We start from the raw sequence: 19,798 nt of genomic DNA, 5'->3' as shown, positions 1-19,798 counted from the left end.
TTTCCGGGAGGTGAGAGGGGCGGCCGAACCCCCGGCCCCGGAAAAGGCCGGTGTTCATGAAGAGGCGGGCCGAGGTTGTCCTGCCGTTTCGAGAGCCGAGACGGAAGAAGCCGTAATGCCGCGAAGCCGTATGAGCCGTATCGGGTTGTTCTGCTCTGGTGTGACCTGTGTTGCGACCAGTGTTGTCGGTGGACGTGGACGGAGCGCTCAGCCCGTATGCGGCGAAGCCGTTCCGGTGCCCCCGGACGGCACCGGGCCCCGCGCCCTCTCCGGCCGCAGCCGGTAGCAGGGGCGCGGGGCCCGGTATGCCGTGAGTGCCGGTCATGCCGCGGTGCGGCTTCCGGTTACGCCTTGCTCGGCTGCGGAGTGGCGTGCGGGGCGCACGTCACGTCCTTGGCGTCGGTCTTCCCGGTCAGGAAGTAGGTGTCGACCCGGTTGTTGATGCAGGGGTTGACCAGGCTGGTGACACCGTGCGAACCGGCGTCCTTCTCGACGATCAGGCGCGAGCCCTTGAGGCGCTTGTGCAGCTCGACGGCGCCCTCGAACGGGGTGGCCGCGTCGCGGGTGCTCTGCACGATGAGCACGCTGGGCAGGCCCTTGCCGGTCTTGACCTCGACCGGGGTCAGCTGCTTCTCCGGCCAGGTGGCACAGGGCAGGTTCATCCAGGCGTTGGCCCAGGTCATGAACGGGGCCTTCTGGTGGACACGGGTGTTGTCCCGGTCCCACTTGCGCCAGCTGGTGGGCCACTTGGCGTCGTTGCACTCGACGGCCGTGTAGACCGCGTTGCTGTTCTCGGAGGCGATGTTGCCCGCGATGTCGCTCATGTCCGGGCCGGCGCCCTGGATCAGCGGCTTCTCGTCACCCGACAGGTACGCGCTCCACGCCTGGGCGGTCGGGGCCCAGGAGGAGTCGTAGTAGGGCGCCTTCTGGAAGAAGTTGGTCAGCTCGGCCGGGCCGACCACACCACCGATCGGGTTCTTCTTGGCGGTGGCGCGCAGCTGCTCCCACTTCGCCTGGACCTTGGCCTCGGTGTTGCCGATGTGGTAGACGGCGTCGTTCTTGGCGACCCACTTCTTCCAGTCGCCCCAGCGCGTCTCGAAGGCGACGTCCTGGTCCAGGTTGGCCTGGTACCAGATGCTGTCCCGCGAGGGGTTGACGACGGAGTCGACCAGCATCCGGCGGACGTGGTCCGGGAAGAGCGTCGCGTACACGGCGCCGAGGTAGGTGCCGTAGGAGACGCCGAGGTAGTTGAGCTTCTTCTCGCCCAGGGCGGCGCGGATCACGTCCAGGTCGCGGGCGGTGTTCGGCGTCGTCATGTGGCGCAGGAGGGCGCCGCTGCGCTCCTTGCAGCCGAGCGCGTACTCCTTGGCCAGCTTGCGCTGGGCGCGCTTGTCGGCCTCGCTGTCCGGCACCGGGTCGGCCTTGGGCGCCTTGGCGAACTCCTGCGGGTCGGCGCAGGAGATCGGGGCGGAGTGGCCGACGCCGCGCGGGTCGAACCCGACGAAGTCGTAGGCCTTGGCCAACTTGGCGTACAGCGGGTTCTTGCCGGTGACGCGGGTCGGGAACTTCATGCCCGAACCGCCGGGGCCACCGGGGTTGTAGAGGAGGGAGCCCTGGCGCTCCTTCTTGCTGCCGGTGTTGCCGACGCGGTCCACGGCGATCTTGATGGTGGGGCCGTTGGGCTTGGCGTAGTCGATCGGGACGGTGACGTAACCGCACTGGATGGGAGCCTTCAGGCCCCAGTCGGCCGGACAGGCCTGCCAGTCGATGCCCTTCTCGGCCGCGCGGTCGGCGGCGATCTGCACGCCGCGGTCCTCGGCCGACCCGCGGTGGTGCTGCTGGCCCGCGCTGGCGGGCGTGGCGGCGATGGCTCCGGCTATGAGCGTGCCGGTCACCAGGGTGCCGGCAGCGCCGAGCGCTGCTGTTCTTCTCATGTGGGGGTCCCCCTGCATAAAGCGCCGCGCGACGGCGGCGGTGATCACAGAGCTGCACGGGGATCCTGTCTGCTCGCACCCCCCTCTGAACAGGCCTCACAGCCTTTTCTTTACCAAACCGCAGGATTCGTTCGGCGATCTGCGGTAGCGGCGGGCGCACCATGGCGTACGACTCGGCTTTTGCCCTGAGGTGCGGCATGGCGCACGGATCGTCCGGGTCACGCGTCTTGGTCGGTTGATGCGGGTCGGGAAGGTTGCGCGGCTTGTCCCGGGCCCATGGGTGAGGGGAGGAGACGGTGCACGTCTGGTACGTGTCCTACGGCTCCAACATGCATGCCGCCCGGCTGCGGCACTATCTGACGGGCGGGCGTCCGCCGGGCGGTCTGCGGGCCTGCCCGGGGTGCCGCGACCCCCGGCCGCCGGCCCGGTCCGTACCGGTCGTGCTGCCGGGCACCATGTACTTCGCGCTGGAGTCGCCGAACTGGTCGGGCGGCATCGCGTTCTACGACCCGGACGGGCCCGGCGAGGTGTGGGCCCGCGCCCATCTGGTGACGCGCGGCCAGTTCTCCGACATCGCGGCACAGGAGATGTACCGGGCCCCGGCGGGCGACCTGGACCTGTCCGAGGTGCTGGAGCGGGGCCGGGCACGGCTCGGGCCCGGCCGCTACGAGACGCTGGTGCACCCGGGCACCTTGGAGGGGCTGCCGTTGCTCACCTTCACCGCACCGTGGCGCGTGGACGAGGTCCGGCGCACCCGGCCGGCCGACGCCTATCTGGCGCACTTGCGGTCGGGGCTGCGGGAGGCGGGCGGGTGGGACGACGAGGAGATCACGGACTACCTGGACCGGTGCCGGAGGGGAATGGCGGTACGTCCTGGTACGGGCCGTCGGGGACGCGGCCTCCAGGGCACGGCAGCGGGTCCCCGTGCCCTGGAGCCGGACCGCCGGGACCGTGACCCCGCACCCCGGAACTCCGCGCGACCCCGGCTTCACGGCCCGTAACACATTCCGCGTCGCACGTCAGCCGTCCTTACGGATCCCGAACGCACCCGGCCACGCTAATCAGACATTCACTCGACGGCCGAAAATATGGTCGCGCGGTGAACATTCGGTGAGGGCGTAGCAGGTCACCTCATGAGTGGGTGGACCGGAGAGAACGGACGGTTTACGACAAAACTTGCTCACGGCGTCCGGAATGCGGAGGAAGCTGTCCGGAAAACCTACGGTCGTTTTGACCCGCCCCCTCTTCATCACCAAATGTCAGCCATGTGACCACCTCACGAGCCTCCGGCCGCGGCGCCGGCGACGGGCTCCTCCGCCATCGCGACTTCCGGCTGCTGCTCGCCGGGGCCGCGGCCAGCCAGGCAGGTACCCAGGTCGCCCTGGTGGCCCTGCCCCTGGTGGCCGTCGTCGGACTGCGCGCCTCAGCCTTCGAAGTGGGCCTGCTCACCGCGGCCGAGACCGCCGCGTTCCTGCTCATCGGCCTGCCGGCGGGCGCCTGGGTGGACCGGGTCCGGCGGCTGCCGCTGCTGATCCGTACGGATGTGGTGCGCGCGGTGGCGATGGGCAGTGTGCCGCTCGCGGCGCTGTGCCAGGTCCTGACGATGGCGCAGCTGTACGTGGTGGCCTTCGTCACCGGCGTCGCCACCGTGTTCTTCGACGTCGCCCACCAGAGCTATCTGCCGCGGGTGCTGCCCGGCCCGCGGCTGGTGGCGGGCAACGGGGCGCTGGAGACGGCGCGCTCGGCCGCGCAGGTGGCCGGGCCCGGGCTCGGCGGCGGCATCGTCCAGCTGCTCGGTCCGCCGGTCGCCGTGCTGGCCAACGCGGCCGGATATCTCGCCTCCGCCCTGTTCCTGCGCGGCATCCGCGTCCGGGAACCGGAGCCGGAGGCGGCCGCGGGCGGGTCGCTGGGCGCCCAGGTGAAGGAGGGCCTGGCCTTCGTGCTGCGGCACCCCGTGCTGCGCATGATCGCGCTGACGACCGGAGTGGCGAACTTCTTCTCGGCGATGCTCGTCGCGGTACAGACCGTGTTCCTGACGCGGGAGCTGGGGCTGCCGCCCGGCGTGCTCGGCCTGATGCTGTCCGCGTCGGCCGTCGGCGGGCTGGCCGGGGCGCTGTGCGCCGGGCCGGTCGCGCGGCGGCTGGGGCAGGCCCGCATCATCTGGCTCGCCCCCGTGGCCACCGGGCCGTTCGCCCTGCTGTGGCCGCTGTCCGGCCACGGCGCGGCCGCCGGATGGTTCGCGCTGGGCTCCGGCGCCGTGTTCTTCGGCGCCGTCGTCTACAACGTCGCCCAGGTGAGCTTCCGGCAACTGCTGTGCCCCGATGCCCTGTTGGGCCGGATGAACGCCACCCTGCGGTTCATGGTCTGGGGGACCATGCCGCTCGGCGCGCTGGCCGGCGGCGCCGTCGCGGAAGCGGCCGGTTCGCGGGCCGCCGTGTGGGTGTGCGCGGCCGGGTTCCTGCTCGTGCCCCTGCCGCTGCTGCTGTCTCCGCTACGGAAACTGCGGGATCTTCCCGAGGCGGTGCCCGCGGCGGCGGACGAAGCGGCCTCCGGGCCGGCTCCCGAGGCAGCTGATGCGCCCGGAGCCGCCGTCTGATCCCGGTTCAGGGGCCGGGAAGCTGAGCTTCCGCTCGGTCCGGCCCACCCCGCCCCTCCGGAAAATCTCCGATCACCGGTAGCGCCCGTGATCGCGGTCCGTGGCGCGCGCACGCTCCACCAGGACCGCGATGCGTGAGCGCGCGCCCGTAAGTGATCCACCGTACGCAGCACTGCTCGAACGTCTTCATCGCGACGCCCCGTCCCCGGCGGCGCAAGGGAGGTCAACGTGGACCCCAGCACGACACCCGGCATCGGTACCGGCACCAGCATCACGGAGCAGTACCTCGCCCGTTACGAGAAGGCCGCCGCCGGCGTGGGCGACCCGGCCGGGCTGCTGCCCGTCACCGGCGCCCAGCGGCGGTTCCTGCTCGCCCGCCGACTGGCGCCCGGCGGACGGCCCGACGTCGTCCCGCTGTTCTTCGCGTTCCCGCGCGGCACGGTCAACGTGGAGCGGCTGCGCGCCGCCGCCGGTCACCTGGCCGCCGTGCACCCGGCGCTCCGTATGCGGCCCGACGTGCTCCGCGGGGCGCCCGTACAGCGGCTCGGCGCCCCCACGGCCCAGGTGGAGCGTGTCGTTCCGCGCCCCGGCGAGAGCGCGACGGCCGCCCTGCGCCGCACACTTCTGGAGTGGGGCGCCGAGGGCCCGCCCTTCCGGCTGTTCCTGGCCGACGCGCACGGCGCACTCGACCCGCAGGGCGGCGGCGTTCCCCTGCCCAGCGCCGCCGGAGCCGTCGAGATCCTCGCCCTCGCCCTGGACCACGCCGTGTGCGACGAGCAGTCGCTCGGCCGGATCTCCGCGGACCTCGCCGAGGCGTACGAGCGCCGGCTCGGCCCCGGTGACGTACCGCCGCACCGTGCCGCCGAGGAAGCGGCCGGCTATCGCGAGGCCGTCCACCTGCAACTGGACGCCGAGAAGCGCGCGTCGCGGCCGGAATCGCTCGCGTACTGGGCGCGGCGGATCGCCCCCGCCTCGGCGTCGACGGGCGCCACGTCGGCTCCCGGCACCGGCACCGGCACCAGCACCAGCACCAGCACCAGCACCAGCACCAGCACCAGCACCACGCAACAGCCCCGCCCCACCGGTGCCCTCCGGACGCGCCTGCCGATCCGTGCCGACGACGGGCGGGCAACGGCCTTCCCCGTCCTGCTCGGGGCGTGCGGCAGCGCCGCGCGGGCTCTGGCGGGTACGGAAGCGCCGGACCGTACGCCCTTGCTCGGCTACCCCTGGGGCGGCCGGCCCGCGGCGGCGCCCGATGTCCTCGGCTGCTTCCTGAACACCGTGGTCCACCCGGCCGCCCCCGGCGCCCCGGACGACCTGACCACCACCTGGTGGGACGATCTCGACCACGCCGACACCCCGTTCGACGAGGTGGTCCGCGCGGCCCGGTCGGCCGCCGTACCCTGGTCGGGACGGCTGGACGGCCTGCTGACCTTCGAGGACCTGCACCGTCGGCCACCGCTGCGGCTGGGCGGCGTGGCGGGACGGGAGGTCCACATCGACGGGCGGCCGCTCCAGGCGCCGTTCGCGGTCTCCGTCTCGTACGGCACGGACCTGCTCGTACGGATGGCCTGGGACCGCGACGCCGTCCCGGACGGGCGCGCGCACGACGCGTTCGCCCGGCTGACCGCCGAGCTGGCCGGGGAACCGGCCGGTCACGCGCCCGTGGGCTGAACCCCGCCGCTCCTGCCGCCCGGCCGACCCCGGGCCCCCTACCACGATTCCCCCGGTTCCCGCGTCCGACCGACAGCGGGCACCGGACCGAGCTCACCCGCATCCACCACCCGAAGGATGGACCATGTTCGGATTGTCACCGTCACAGGACGTCGTCTGGCTGCACGAGCAGATGCTGCCGGGCAGCCGTGCGTACAACTTCACGGCCTCGATCGACCTCTGGGGCCGGCTCGACGAGGCCGCGCTGCGCTCCGCGCTCGGCGCCGCCCTCGACCAGCACGCCGGTCTGCGCCTGGAACTCGTCGAACAGCCGGGCGAAGTGCCCAAGCAACGGGTGCGCGAACGATGTGCGCCACGCATGCGCACGGTGGACCTCTCGCAGGAGCCCGATCCGGAGGCCGCGTTCCAGGACCTGCTGCGGTCCGAGGCCGAGACCCCGCTCGACACCACCGAGGCACCGCTGCTGCGCTGGTGCCTGGCCCGGCTGGGCGAGGGGCACCACCGCGTCGTGCATGTCGAGCACCACCTGATCCACGACGGGCACTCGTTCGCGATCCTGCTGCGCGACGTGTTCTCCGCGTACCGCGCGCAGGTGCTCGGCGAGCCGGTGGAGCTGTCCCCGGCCCGCTCGTACGAGGAGCATGCGCGGGCCGCGGCGGGCGCGGACCGGCGGGCGAGCCTGGCGCACTGGACGGCGGAGCTGGCCGACGCGACCTTCGACCTGCCGCTGCCGGGCCTGGCCCGGCCCGGTGCCCAACGGCGGCACGCGGGCGGACAGTTCCGGCAGGCCATCGGCGCCGACCTGGCCGAGCGGCTGCGGGAGTGCAGCCGTACGCAGGGGCACACGCCGTTCTCCACGCTGCTGAGCCTGTTCGCGGAGCTGCTGCGCCGCCACAGCGGACGTACCGACATCGTTGTCGGCACCGCGGTGGGCAACCGGCCCGCCGGGTTCGAGGGCACCGTGGGCATGTTCGTCAACACCATTCCGCTGCGCCTGCGGCTGAACCCGGCGGCCGGCGCGGTGGAGGCGGTGGACGAGGTCACCGACACGCTGATCCGGGCGCTGCCGCACCAGGAGGTGCCGGTGCAGGAGCTGACCCGGGCGCTCGGCCGGCACACCACCGGCGCGGACAACCCGCTGTTCAGCGTGATGTTCAGCGCGCACGACGCGGCGCTGCCGGAGATCGAGGTGCCGGAGCTGGAGGTGGCGCTGTACGAGGGGTTCAACACCGGCACCACGCGCTTCGACCTGGACCTGGTGCTGATGCCGGACGACCGGCGCGTGGTCGGCCCGCGGCAGGGCGCCGCCGGGATGACGCTGGTGTGGGACTACGACCGGGACCTGTTCGACGAGGACGTGGTCCGGCTGCTGGCGGAGCGTTTCCTCGATGTGCTGCGCGCGTACCTGGAGACGCCGGACGCGCCGCTCGCCTCGCTGGGCGCCGCCCGGCCGGAGACCGGTGCCGCGGAAGCCGGCGCGTCCCGGCCCACCGACGAGGTGCTCGATCCGACGGCACGTCAGGACCCCGCGCGCCCGGTCCTCGTGGGCGGCACGAAGAGTCTCTCCTACGGTCAGCTCGACACCCTCGTGGACGACCTGGCGCGCCGTCTGCGCGCTGCCGGGGTGACGCGGGGCCGCCCCGTCGCCGCCGTGCTCCCGCGCGGCACCGACTCCCTGGTCGCGCTGCTCGCCTGCCTGCGCACCGGTGCCGTCTACTGCCCGCTCTCCCCCAACGACCCGGCCGCGCGCCTCAAGACGCTGCTGGAGCGGCTGGACCCGGCGCTGGTGCTGGCCACCCGCGAGAGCGCGCTGTCCCTCCCGGCCGAGGGCCTGCCGGTGGGGCTGCTGGACGGACCCGCGTTCCCCGAGGCGGTCCCCGCCGGGCGGGGGACCGGCCCGGAGGCCTTCGAGGACGCCGCGTATGTGATCCACACCTCCGGCTCCACCGGGCTGCCCAAGCCGGTCGCGGTCGGCCGCGCGGCACTGGCGCAGCACGCCCGCGCGACGGCGGAGCGGTACGGCCTGACCGAGGCGGACCGGGTGCTGCTCTTCGCCCAGCCGTCCTTCGACGTGGCGCTGGAGGAGGTGCTGCCGTCGCTGCTGGCCGGTGCCTGCCTGGTGCTGCCGCAGCGCGAGGTGCCCACCCCGGACGAGCTGACCGCGGTCCTCGCGGCCCGCCGCGTCACCGTCGCCAACCTGCCGACCAGCTACTTCCTGGCCGTACGCACGGAGTTGGGCGAGGCGCTGCGGGACGGCCGCTGGGCACCGCGGCTGCTGGTACTGGGCGGCGAGCGGCTGCCGGCCGGCGCGCTGCGTGAGCTGTTCGACGCGGTGGACGCGGCCCCCGGCTCCCCGTCGGTGACGGTGCTCAACGCGTACGGCGTGACCGAGGCGGCGATCACCAGCACCGTCCACGAGGTGACCCGCGCCGACCTGCTGGACGGCGCCGAGGTGCCGCTGGGCACGGAGCTGCCGGGCACCCGGATGCATGTGCTCGACGCCGGGCTGCGGCCGCTGCCCGCGGGCGCGGTCGGTGAACTGGCCGTGGCGGGCGCGGGCCTGGCCGACGGCTATCCCGGCAACCCGCAGATCACCGCCGAGCGCTTCGTGACGCCGGAGGCGCTGGGCGGCGAGCGGGTGTACCGCACGGGTGACCTCGGCTACCGCGACCGGGCCGGGCGGCTGTGCTTCCTGGGCCGCCGCGACAACCAGGTCAAGCTGCGCGGCTACCGCATCGAGCTGGAGGAGGTGGAGGCCGCGGCCTCGGCCGAGCTGGGCGGGCGGTCCTGTGCCGTGGTGCTCGACGCGGACGGTCCGGCCGGCCCGCGCCTGCTGGGCTTCCTGGAGAACCGCGACGACGCGGGCCCCGACGAACAGGCGCTGCACCAGGCGCTGTCCCGGCGGCTGCCCACCGCACTCGTACCGGCCCGCTGGATACGGCTGGACGCCATGCCGACGCTGCCGGGCGGCAAGCCCGACCGCGGCGCCCTGGCCCGCCGGGTGGCCGAGCTGCCGCCCGAGGAGACGGCCGGAGACGGCGCGTCCGAAGGGGCGGCCGAGCCGGCGGACCCGCGGGTGGCGCTGCTCGCCGAGGGCTGGCGCGAGGTGCTGGGCCACGACGACTTCACCCCCGCGTCGCACTTCTTCCAGATCGGCGGGCACTCGCTGCTGGCCGCGCAGCTCGCCGCCTGGCTGGAGCCCCGGCTCGGCGGCCGGCCGCCGCTGCGGCTGTTCTTCCAGAACCCGGTGCTGGCCGACCAGGCCCGTGCAGTGGCGGAGGTCGCGGCGTGAGCACCCGCCCTTCGTCGGTCCTGGAGGCCGACCACCGCGAACTGGTCGTCTCCTTCGAGTCGTTCATCCGCAAGGAGCTGGTGCCGCTGGCGGCGGACCTGCCGGAGGACGCCGACCTGCCCCCGGCCGAGCTGCGCGACTACGTACGCCGTCGCTCCGCGGCCCTCGGCTTCTACGCGGGCGACTATCCCGAGGAGCTGGGCGGCTCCGGCATGCCGTTCACGGCCGTGGTGCTGCTGCACCACGCGGCCGGCCGCAGCGGCTGCCCCCTCGCGCCGTACGCCCTCGCCGGTTCGGACGGCCCGAGCCCGCTGCTGCGGCACGGTACCGAGGAGCAGATCGAGCGCTATCTGAAGCCGCTGGTGCGCGGTGAGGCGGTGCGCTGTCTGGCGCTGACCGAGCCGCACGCCGGATCGGACGCGTTCCAGCTGACCACCACCGCCGTGCGGGACGCGGCGACCGGTGAGTGGGTCCTCAAGGGCCGCAAGACCTTTGTGAGCAACGCCGACCGGGCGGACTTCACCCTGGTCGTCGCGTCGGCCGGGGGCGAGCCGACCGCCTTCGTGGTGGAGGCGGGCAACCCGGGGCTGCGGATCGGGCAGCGCTACGAGGGCATGTCGGGCGAGCCGCTGTACGAACTCCTGCTGGACGACGCGCGGGTGCCGGGCGACGCGGTGATCGGCGGTGCGGACGGTGTCGGTTCGGCGCTCGGCAACGGCATGGACAGCCTGTCCCGGGGACGGCTGGTGGTGGCCGCGATGTGCGACGGCATCGCCGAGTACGCGCTGGAGCAGGGCATCGCGTACGCCCGTGAGCGGCGCGCCTTCGGCGAGCGCATCGGCGCGTACCAGCACGTGCAGGAGCACCTGGTGACCAGCCGCGCGGAGATCGAGGCGGCCAAGCTGCTGACGCTGGCCTGCGCGCGGCTGGTGGACGGCGGCACGGAGGCGCCGGAGAACGCCGCGCTGGCCAAGCTGACCTCGTCGGAGACGGCGGTGCGGGTGGTGGACCGGGCGCTTCAGGTGCACGGCGCCACGGGGTGGGTGCGGGGGCATCCGCTGGAGTTCCTGTACCGCTACGTCCGGTCGATGACGATCATCGAGGGCACCTCGGAGATCCAGAAGGTGATCGTCGCCCGGTCCATGGGCCTCGGCTGAGCCGGCCGCCCTCCGGGGCCCGGGGGCACACCGCCGCCCCGGCCCCGCCCCATACGAATGCGTGAACTTGCGAACCGCAGAGGAATCATGAGTACTTCAGCGCACGAGCGTCCCGGCAGCAGCCCGCAGGACGCGCGGCCCAGCATCGCCTACGGCACGGCGCCGGGCACCGCCGCGCAGGGGCCGGACCGCTCGGACATCCTGGCCCGGTACGAACACTGGGTGCGCCGCACCCCCGAGGCGCCCGCCGTCGAGGACGGCGAACTGTCGTGGAGCTATGCCGAGATCGACGCGCTGGCGAGCGTCGTGGCCGACTCGCTGCGCGGCCGGGTCTCCCCCGGTGACCTGGTCGGCGTGTGCCTGGACCGGTCCGCCGCGCTGGTCGCGGTGGCGGTCGGGCTGGCCCGGCTGGGCGCCGTCTACCTGCCGCTGGGGCCGCGCCCCGGCGAGCGCAGGCTGGCCGCGGTGACCGAACGGCTGGGCGTGCCCTGCCTGGTCGGCGACCCGACGCTGCTGCCCGCGGCGTACCGCACGGGTGACACGCTCGCCCTGCCGCTGCCCGCCGAGGGCGCCAACGCGGCCGGCAGCGTGGTGGCGGCGTTCCGCGCCGCGCCCGCCGACGGTGCCGGGCAGGCCGCGCCGCCCGGCACCTTCTACACCGTGCTGACCTCGGGTTCGACCGGCACCCCCAAGGCCGTCGCGGTGGGCGGCGCGTCGCTCGGCGCGCTGCTCGACTGGTACCACGCGTACACCGGCGCCGTGCCCGGGGACCGGCACAGCCTGCTGATCGGCGTCTCCTTCGACCCGCACCTCAAGGAGCTGTGGGGAGCGCTCACCTCCGGCGGCACGCTGAGCGTGCCGCCCGAGGAGGTGCGCTGGGACCCGGACGCGCTCACCGGCTGGTGGCGGCGCGCGAAGGTGACCGTCGCCGTGCTGCCCACGCCGCTGGCCGAGACCGTCCTCGAACGCCCCTGGCCCGAACTCCCCGACCTGCGCCACTTGGTGGTGGGCGGCGACCGGCTGCGCCGCAGGCCCGCGCCGCAGGTCACGGCCCGGGTGCACAACGCGTACGGCCCCGCCGAGGCCACCGTCGTCACCACCGTGCACCACGTCGAGGCGGACGGCTCCGACACCGCTCCCCCGCCGATCGGCACGCCCGTCGACGGCGCCGTGGTCTGTGTCACCGACGAAGCGGGCCGCGTGGTCCCGCGCGGTGAGACCGGTGAGCTGCGCATCGGCGGCAGCGTGCTGTCGCTGGGCTATCTGGACGCCGAGCTGACGGCGGCCCGCTTCGTGCCCGCGCCGGACGGCGTGGACGGGACCGGGCGCGTCTACCGCACCGGCGACCGGGTACGGATGCGCCCCGACGGGGTGCTGGACTTCCTCGGGCGGCTGGACGACCAGGTCAAGGTGAGCGGCGTCCGGATCGAACCCGCCGAGGTGGAGGCCGCGTTCGAGCACCACCCGGGCGTACGGCGCGCCGCGGTCGCGGTCCGGTCCGCCGCGGGCGGCGCCAACCAGCTCGTCGCCTTCGTCCTGCCCGTGCCCGGTGCGCCGGTGCCGACCGCGGACGCGCTGATACGCGAGGCGCGCGGCTGGCTGCCCGAGCAGGCGGTCCCGGCCGTCGTACGGTTCCTCGACAGCTTCCCGCTGGACGCCAACGGGAAGGTCGACCGGGCCGCCCTCCTGGCCGCCGAAGCTGCGGAGACCGTCGAGACCGCGGCCCCGGAGGGTGCCGCGCCGCGGACACCCACGGAGGAACTGGTGCTGCGCCTGTGCCGTGACCTGCTCGGCGCTCCGGCGCTCGGCGCGGACGACAACTTCGCGGCGGCGGGCGGCAATTCGCTGTCCACCGCCCGGCTGCTCACCGCCATCGAGAAGCACTGCGGCGTACGCCTGCGGGCCCCCGAGGTGCTGCGGCAGCCCGACCTGCGGGCGCTGGCGGCCCTGGTGGACACCCGGCGTGGCGCCGCCGACCTGGCGGGGGTGTGAGATGACCGGTCCGACCACCGACGCCGGTCTGCCCGGCCTCGTCTCCCACTACGCCCGCACCACCCCCGACGCCCTCGCCGTGACCGACGGCGGGACCGCGCTGACCTACGCCGGGCTCGCGGCGGCGGCCCACGGCTTCGCGCGGGTGCTGCGCGAGCGGGGCGTGCGCCCCGGCGACGCCGTCGGCGTCCTGCTGCCGCACTCGGTGCCCACCGTGGTCACCCAGCTCGCCGTCTGGTGGGCGGGCGGGCACTACGTACCGCTCGATCCCGACCATCCCGCGCCGCGCATCGCGACCATGCTGGAAACGGCCGGTGCGGTCCTGACCGTCGGGAACAAGGACCTGACGGAGGCGGCGGGCATCCCCGGGGACCGGGCGCTGCCGCCGCCCGCCGGGCCGGGGCAGGCCGGGGACGCCGCGCCGTTCGGGGCGTACGACCCGGACGCCGTCGCGTACGTCATGTTCACCTCCGGCTCGACCGGACAGCCCAAGGGCGTGGCCGTCACCCACCGGGGCATCGCGCGCCTGGCCCACCGGCCCGAGTACGTGATGATCACGCCGCGCGACCGGGTGCTGTTCCACTCCCCCGTCACCTTCGACGCCTCGGCCTTCGAGGTGTGGGGCGCGCTGGCGAACGGCGCGGCGGTGGCGGTCTCCACCGCCGACCGGCTCTCGCCGGCCGGCCTGGCCCGGGACGCGGAGCGCCTGGGCGCGACCGTGACCGTGCTGACCACCGCGCTCTTCCACCACCTGGCGGCCCGGCGCTCGCCGCTCTTCGGGGTGCTGCGCGGTGTACTGGTGGGCGGCGAGGCGCTGTCCGCGCAGCACGCGCGCTCCGTGCTGCGGGCGCACCCGTGGCTGGAGCTGGTCAACGGCTACGGGCCCACCGAGGCGACCACCTTCGCCACCGCGCACCGCGTCGCGGACGCCGACTGCGACGCCCCGCCGCCCATCGGACGGCCGGTCGCCGGGGCCACCGCGTACGTGCTGGACGAGGCCGGGGAGCCGGTGGCGCCGGGGGTCCGCGGCGAGTTGTGGATCGGCGGGCCGCGGCTGGCGCTCGGTTACGTCGGGCAGCCGGACCGTACGGCGGAACGCTTCGTCGACCACCCGACGGCCGGGCGGCTCTACCGCACCGGCGACGTGGTCTCGGCGCGCCCCGACGGCACGCTGGACTTCCACGGCCGGACCGACGACCAGATCAAGGTCCGCGGCTTCCGGATCGAGCCGGGTGAGATCGAGCACGCGCTGCGCGAGCACGCCGGGGTCGCCGACGCGGCCGTGGTCGTGCAGCGGCCGGCGCCGGACGACGCGCGGCTGGTGGCCTTCGTCGCGCCGGAGGACGGCGCGGCGCCCGGTGCCGCCGCGCTCCGCGCGCACCTGGAGGAGCGGCTGCCCGCCCACCTGATACCCAACGCGTGGGCGTTCGTGGACGCGCTGCCGATGACGGGGGTCGGGAAGGTGGACCGGCGGGCGCTGGCCGAGCGGCCGGTGGACGGGGCCGCTCCCGACGGCCCCGAGGCCGGCGGCTCCCCCGCCCCTTCCGGCCCGCTCTCCCCGCTCCAGCAGGTCGTCGCCGACCTGTGGAGCCAGGCCCTCGGCCTCCCCGTCGACGATCCCGCCGCCGACTTCATCGCGCTCGGCGGGCACTCGCTGCTGGCGCTGTGTGTCGTGGAAGACCTGCGCGAGGACCTGGGGGTGGAGATGTCGCTCGCCGACTTCTTCGCCGCGCCCACGGTCGCCGCGCAGGCGGCCCACGTCGAGCAGGCCCTGCTGCGCCTGCACGAGGACCCCGGCACACCCGACGACGCCCCGTCCGCAACGGCCCCGCCCGAACCGGCCCCGTCCGCTCTGGAGGACCCCCGATGACCACCGCTTCGGACACCGCCCGCGAGGCGGCGCTGCTGCGGATCGCCCGGCAGCGGCAGGCCGCGAAGCGCGACGGCGCGGCGCGCGAGGCCGCCGCCGGTCCGGCAGGACCCGCGCCGCTGTCCGCCGCGCAGCGCCGGATGTGGCTGCTGGACCGGCTCGGCGGCAGCGGCGCCGCGTACCACGTGCCGTTCGCCACCCGGGTGCGCGGGCCGTTCGACCCGCGGGCCCTGGGCCGGGCGCTGACCGCTCTGGTCCGGCGGCACGAGGTGCTGCGCACCCGGTACGGGCAGCGCGACGGCGAGCCGTACCAGGAGGTGACGGACGCGGCGCCGGTGCCGGTCGAGGTGGTCGCGGCGGACGGTGACGTGGCGGGGCTGCTGCGGGAGGCCGCGGCGCGCCCCTTCGACCTGGCGGGCGGCCCGGTGCTGCGCGCCCTCGCCGTACGGCATGCCGCCGAGGACCACACCGTAATGCTGACGCTGCATCACATCGCGATCGACGGCGGGTCGCTGGCGGTCGTGGCGCGCGAGCTGAGCGCGCTGTACGGGGCGGCCGTCGACGGCGACGAGACGCTGTCCCGCACGCTGCCCGGCCCGGCGCCCCAGTACGCGGACTACGCCCGCCGCGAGCACGCCGCCACGGATGTGCTGGAAAGCGGGCTGGAGTACTGGCTGAGGCGCCTCGCGGGCGCCCGGCCGGTGCCGCTGCCCGCCCCGGCGGCCGGCTCGGGGGCCGCGGCCCGGCGCGGGGAGGCGGCGCTGCTCGCCGAGCCGCTGCCGCCCGCCGTCCTCGAAGGGCTGCGGGCGACGGGCCGGGAGCACCGGAGCACCCTGTTCACCGTCGTCCTGGCCGCCGCGTACGCCACCGTGCTGACGGCGACGGGCTCCACCGACCTGGTGCTCGGGTGCGCCGGCAGCCACCGCGACCGCGCGGACGTGCGCGACCTGGTCGGCCTGTGCGTCAACACCCTGCCGGTGCGGGTGGACGCGCGGGGCGCCGACGCCTTCGGCGAGCTGCTGGACCGGGTGCGGGACGCGCTGCTGGAGGCGCAGCAACACCGTGACGTGCCGTTCGACCTGATCGTCGAGCGGCTCGGGGCGGCGGCCCGCGGGGCGGACGGCCATCCGCTGGTGGATGTCACGGCGGACGTGCTGCGGGCACCCGTCACCCTGGACCTGCCCGGATTGGTGAGCGAACCGGTCGAGGTCGATCTGGGGAGGGCCAAGTTCGGCCTCGGATTCTATGTGGAGGAGGACCGCGGCGACGGCGGGCCGCCGCGCTGCCTGGTGCAGTACGACCGGGCGCGGCTCGACGAGCCGACGGCCCGGCAGCTGCTGCGCGGCTTCGCGGACCTGCTGGCGGCGGTGGCCGCGGACCCCGGCCACCCGCTGGCCCCGCCGCTGCCCGGGACCGGTGCCGCGGCGGTCCACCCGGCCGAGCTGTTCCTCAAGGAGCGTCCGGAGGTGGCGGAGGCCGTCCTGCTGGAGGTCGGGGGTGGGCGGCCGCTCGCGTACGTGGTGCCGAGCGGCGTGGGCACCCTCGAACCGATGGGTCTGCGGGCCGCGTTGCGTTCGCGGCTGGCGCCGGAGCTGGTCCCGGCCGCGGTGACGGTTCTGGACGCGGTGCCGCGTACGGCTGACGGCGCGGTGGACCACGGCCGGCTGCCGGGCGCACCGGCGGCCGCACCCGCGGACGCCGGCGGGGCTCGCGAGCAGGCCGTGCTGGAGGCATTCGCCGGGCTGCTGGGCCGACGGCCCGCTCCGGACGCGGACTTCTTCCTGCTCGGCGGGCATTCCCTGCTGGCGGTGCAGCTGGCCGACCGGCTGCGGGAACGGCTGGGCCTGCCGCTGACCGGCCTCGACGTGATGGAGCACCGCAGCCCGCGGGCGATCGCCGCCCTGCTGGACGCGCGGGACCGGGAGCGCGCGCGGGCGATCGCCGCCGTCCGTACCGGGGCCCGGCCGGCGGTTCCGGCACCCGCCGTCCCCCGGACCGCTGCGGCCCGCACCGGAACGGTCCTGGTCACCGGCGCCACCGGCGGCGTGGGTTCCTTCGTGCTGCGGGAGCTGGCGGCGCGCGGCATTCCCGTACGGGCCCTGGCGCGGCCCGAGTCGGCGCACCTGCTGGCGGCGGACGGCGTCGAGGTGGCCGAAGGCGACCTGGGCGACCCCGACAGCCTGCGGGCGGCAGCGGCCGGCGCGGACGCGGTGATCCACGCCGCCTGCACCTTCACCTCTCCCGAGGTGGACCTCGCGGCGATGCGGGCGGTGCTGGACGGCTGGCGGCGGGGCGCCTTCGTCTTCGTCAGCAGCGTGGACGCGTACGGACAGCCGCCGGTCACCGACGTGACCGAGGAGACCCCGCCGGCGGGCCCGTTCACCGCGTACGGGCGGGCCAAGCTCGACTGCGAGCGCATGCTGCTGGAGGCCGCCGGGAGCGGCGGGCGGGGCGGGGCCACCGTCGCGCGGGTGCCGATCGTGTGGGGGCCGCACGCCCGCCTGCGCGATCAGCTGCGCTGGGGCGCGACCGGGCAGTTCTTCCAGGCGGCGCGCGGCGGCGAGCCGATCGAGCTGCCCGCGCGGGACCGCGGCTGGTACGGCGCGCCCTGGGTGCACGGTGCCGCGCTGGCCCGCGCGCTGGTCAGCTGCGTGGAACGGCCGTCCGGCGGCGTCGTGAACACGGTCGGCGGCCATGTCGACTGGCGGGACTTCGCCACCGAGCTGATCGGTCTGCTCGGCAGCTCCAGCGAGATCCACGCCAAGCACGCGGGCCCTGCGGACGATCTGCACCCCTCCTCGGGACCGGACTTCCTTCTGCACCACCGCCGCCGCTATCGCCCCGCCGCCGCGCTCGCCGAAGAACTGGCGGAGCGTCCGGGCGAGGACTGGAGGTCGGTCCTGGCCGCGATGCTGAAGCACTGACGGGCTTCCGGCTTTCCGGAAATCACCCGCCATTCGACGGCACCGATTCCGTCCGATTGCCGTCTTCCAGTACGCGGCGCCGCTCTTTCCCCCAGGAGCGGCGCCGCGTCGCGTTCGGGGACGCGGCCCCGAGGGACTCAGTGGCCCGAGTGATCCCCCGCCCACACCCCGGGCGTCCGGCCCGACCACGGGCTCGCCTGTTCGAGTTGACCGGCGAGGCGGAAGAGGCGGCCTTCGAGGCCGTAACCGGCGGCGAACTGCATACCCACCGGGAGCCCCGTCCCGGCGTCGGCCGTCAGCGGCACGGACATGGCGGGCGTGCCCGCCACGTTGAACGCCGCGGTGAACGGCGAGATGTCGAAGAGGCGGCGGAGCCAGCCCGGACCGTCCAGTGCCTCGGCGCCTTCGGCGTGGGTGCCCAGGGGCACGGGGAGGTCCGGGAGGGTCGGGGTGAGCAGCACGTCGTAGGTGTCGAAGGTGCGTGCCAGGCTGCGGGCGACCCGGTTGCGGACCGCGAGGGCACCGACGAACTGCGCGCCCGTGACCTGCTGCCCGTAGTGGTAGCCGGCGAGGATGGGCGGTTCGAGGGTCGAGGAGTCGATGGGCCGGCCGAAGGCGGCGGCCAGTTCGTCGATGGAGGCCGCGAGGTTCGCCGTCCACTGGCGGGCACTGGCCAAGAGGAACTCCTCCCAGTCGACGCCGAGACCGGCCTCGGCCTCTTCCACTCGGTGGCCGAGGGATTCCAGCAGCCGCACGGTGCGGGAGAGCGCGCCGGCCACCGGCGTGGTGGTGCGGTGTCCGCCCCATGCCTGGGGGAGGACACCGATCCGCAGGACGCCGGGGTGCCGGGTGACTTCCTCCGCATACGGCCGGGACGGCTCCGGGGCGGAGTACGGGTCGCCCGGTTCCGGGCCGCGTATCTGGTCGAGCAGCACCGCACTGTCGCGTACGGAGCGGCTGACGCCGCCCTGTACGGCGAGGCCGTTGAAGACCTCGTCGAAGTCGGGCCCCATGGAGATCCGCCCGCGGGAGGGCTTCAGCCCGAAGAGGCCGTTGCATGCGGCGGGTATGCGGATCGATCCGGCGGCGTCGGTGGCGTGGGCGAGCGGGACCACTCCGGCGGCGACCGCGGCGCCCGCGCCCCCGCTCGATCCGCCCGCGCTCCGCCCCGGGTCCCACGGGTTGCGGGTCGCTCCGTACAGCACCGGTTCCGTCGTGTTGCTGTAGGCCATCTCCGGTGTCGCGGTCCGCCCGAACGTCACCAGACCGGCGCGCCGGAAGCGCCGCATCAGGGCGGAGTCGGCGCGGGCGACGTTGCCTTCCGCGAGGCGGCTGCCCAGCTCCGTGCGCCGCCCGGCCATGGTGACCCCGATGTCCTTGATCAGGAAGGGCACCCCGGCCAGCGGGGCGCTGCCGGGGGCGGGCCGGTCGTCGGCCGGCCAGGTCTCCACGACGGCGTTGATCCGCGGGCCGACCGCCCGTGCGGCCTCGCGTGCGGCAGCTTCCACTTCGGCGGGGGTCACCTCGCCCCCGGCCACCAGCTCCGCCAGCCCGACCGCGTCGAAGCTCACGTACTCGGCAACTTTCACTGTCACTCCCAGCGGGAAAGAAAACGATACCGATGAGTCCCTCACGATACCGATCGGTATCGCATGGGACGGACTGGTACCGTAACAGCGAACGAGCGGTCCTCCTGCGGAGCGCATCGGACCGGACCGGACGTCACGGAGCAGCAGTCATGACATCGACCGCCAGAAGGCCGAGCAGAGTGGCGAAACTGCCGCCGCGCGAGCGCATCCTCGACGCGGCGGAAGAGCTCTTCCAGAGCGAGGGCATCCTGCGGGTGGGCGTCCAGGCGATCGCCGAGCGGGCCGGGACCACCAAAATGGCGATCTACCGGCACTTCGACACCAAGGACGCGCTGGTCGCGGAGTGGCTGCGGATCGTCGCCGCCGACTACCAGGCGGCCTTCGACCGGGCCGAGGCCGCCCACCCCGGCCGGCCCCGGGAGCAGATCCTCGCTCTGGCCCGCTTCATCGCCGAGGGGCTGCCGGAGCTCTCCTACCGGGGCTGCCCGTTCATCAACTCCCTCGCCGAACTGCCCGACCGCTCCCATCCCGCGCGGCAGGTCATCGAGGAGCACAAGGCCCGCCAGACCCGCAGACTGGTCGGCATGTGCGCCGCGGCGGGCCTGCCCGACCCCGAGCAGACCGCGGCCGAGATCACTTTCGTACTCGAAGGCGCGCAGGTCAGCACGCAGAACGGCAGCATCGACCAGGCCGGGGAGCGGCTGCTGCGCATCGTCGAGGGGATCGTGGACCGGGCCCGCCCGGCCCAGGAGGCGGCCGGCGGCTGACCG

Annotated in this window: 11 protein-coding genes; 9 read left to right on the top strand and 2 right to left on the bottom strand. The window is 74.6% G+C overall.

Annotation, left to right across the window (positions count from 1 at the left end; genetic code table 11):
- Positions 1–344 precede the first annotated feature (344 nt).
- The gene (locus CP973_RS18300; protein WP_150242047.1) at positions 345–1,934 is read right to left on the bottom strand and encodes an alpha/beta hydrolase; all 1,590 of its coding nucleotides are present in this window, start codon (positions 1,932–1,934) and stop codon (positions 345–347) included.
- 296 nt (positions 1,935–2,230) lie between these two features.
- Here CP973_RS18300 and CP973_RS18295 point away from each other — a divergent pair, with 296 nt between their 5' ends.
- The 8 genes from CP973_RS18295 to CP973_RS18260 all read left to right on the top strand — a co-directional run bounded on the left by CP973_RS18295 (position 2,231) and on the right by CP973_RS18260 (position 17,439).
- Positions 2,231–2,935, top strand: coding sequence for a histone deacetylase (locus CP973_RS18295; protein WP_150242045.1), 705 nt, complete (start codon positions 2,231–2,233; stop codon positions 2,933–2,935).
- Between the two features lie 266 nt (positions 2,936–3,201).
- Positions 3,202–4,530, top strand: coding sequence for an MFS transporter (locus CP973_RS18290; RefSeq protein ID WP_150242043.1), 1,329 nt, complete (start codon positions 3,202–3,204; stop codon positions 4,528–4,530).
- A 228-nt stretch (positions 4,531–4,758) separates the two neighbouring features.
- The gene (locus CP973_RS40020; protein WP_167538357.1) at positions 4,759–6,204 is read left to right on the top strand and encodes a condensation domain-containing protein; all 1,446 of its coding nucleotides are present in this window, start codon (positions 4,759–4,761) and stop codon (positions 6,202–6,204) included.
- A 124-nt stretch (positions 6,205–6,328) separates the two neighbouring features.
- Positions 6,329–9,496 carry a non-ribosomal peptide synthetase gene (locus tag CP973_RS18280; protein ID WP_150242041.1) on the top strand — a complete coding sequence of 1,056 codons (3,168 nt, stop codon included), beginning with the start codon at positions 6,329–6,331 and terminating at the stop codon, positions 9,494–9,496.
- Positions 9,493–10,653, top strand: coding sequence for an acyl-CoA dehydrogenase family protein (locus CP973_RS18275; RefSeq protein ID WP_150242039.1), 1,161 nt, complete (start codon positions 9,493–9,495; stop codon positions 10,651–10,653). Before CP973_RS18280 ends, CP973_RS18275 begins: the two co-directional genes overlap by 4 nt.
- Before the next feature lie 87 nt (positions 10,654–10,740).
- Positions 10,741–12,645 carry a non-ribosomal peptide synthetase gene (locus tag CP973_RS18270; RefSeq protein WP_150242037.1) on the top strand — a complete coding sequence of 635 codons (1,905 nt, stop codon included), beginning with the start codon at positions 10,741–10,743 and terminating at the stop codon, positions 12,643–12,645.
- Between the two features lies 1 nt (position 12,646).
- Positions 12,647–14,515, top strand: coding sequence for a non-ribosomal peptide synthetase (locus tag CP973_RS18265; protein WP_150242035.1), 1,869 nt, complete (start codon positions 12,647–12,649; stop codon positions 14,513–14,515).
- Positions 14,512–17,439 (top strand): condensation domain-containing protein, encoded by a 2,928-nt coding sequence (locus tag CP973_RS18260; RefSeq protein ID WP_150242033.1) that lies wholly within the window; start codon positions 14,512–14,514, stop codon positions 17,437–17,439. The genes CP973_RS18265 and CP973_RS18260 overlap by 4 nt, the downstream gene beginning before the upstream one ends.
- 137 nt (positions 17,440–17,576) lie before the next feature.
- On the opposite strand, the gene CP973_RS18255 is transcribed toward CP973_RS18260, so the two are convergent.
- Positions 17,577–19,028 (bottom strand): amidase, encoded by a 1,452-nt coding sequence (locus CP973_RS18255; protein ID WP_150242031.1) that lies wholly within the window; start codon positions 19,026–19,028, stop codon positions 17,577–17,579.
- A gap of 149 nt (positions 19,029–19,177) precedes the next feature.
- Between CP973_RS18255 and CP973_RS18250 the strand changes: the two genes are divergently transcribed.
- Entirely contained in the window at positions 19,178–19,795 is a 618-nt protein-coding gene (locus CP973_RS18250; protein WP_150242029.1) for a TetR/AcrR family transcriptional regulator, read from the top strand.
- Positions 19,796–19,798 lie beyond the last annotated feature (3 nt).

It is taken from the genome of Streptomyces albofaciens JCM 4342 (genome assembly GCF_008634025.1).
In the GTDB taxonomy this organism is placed as follows: Bacteria; Actinomycetota; Actinomycetes; order Streptomycetales; family Streptomycetaceae; genus Streptomyces; species Streptomyces albofaciens.
Note: the sequence above shows the minus strand (reverse complement) of the source record. Positions and strands in the feature narration are given on the sequence as shown.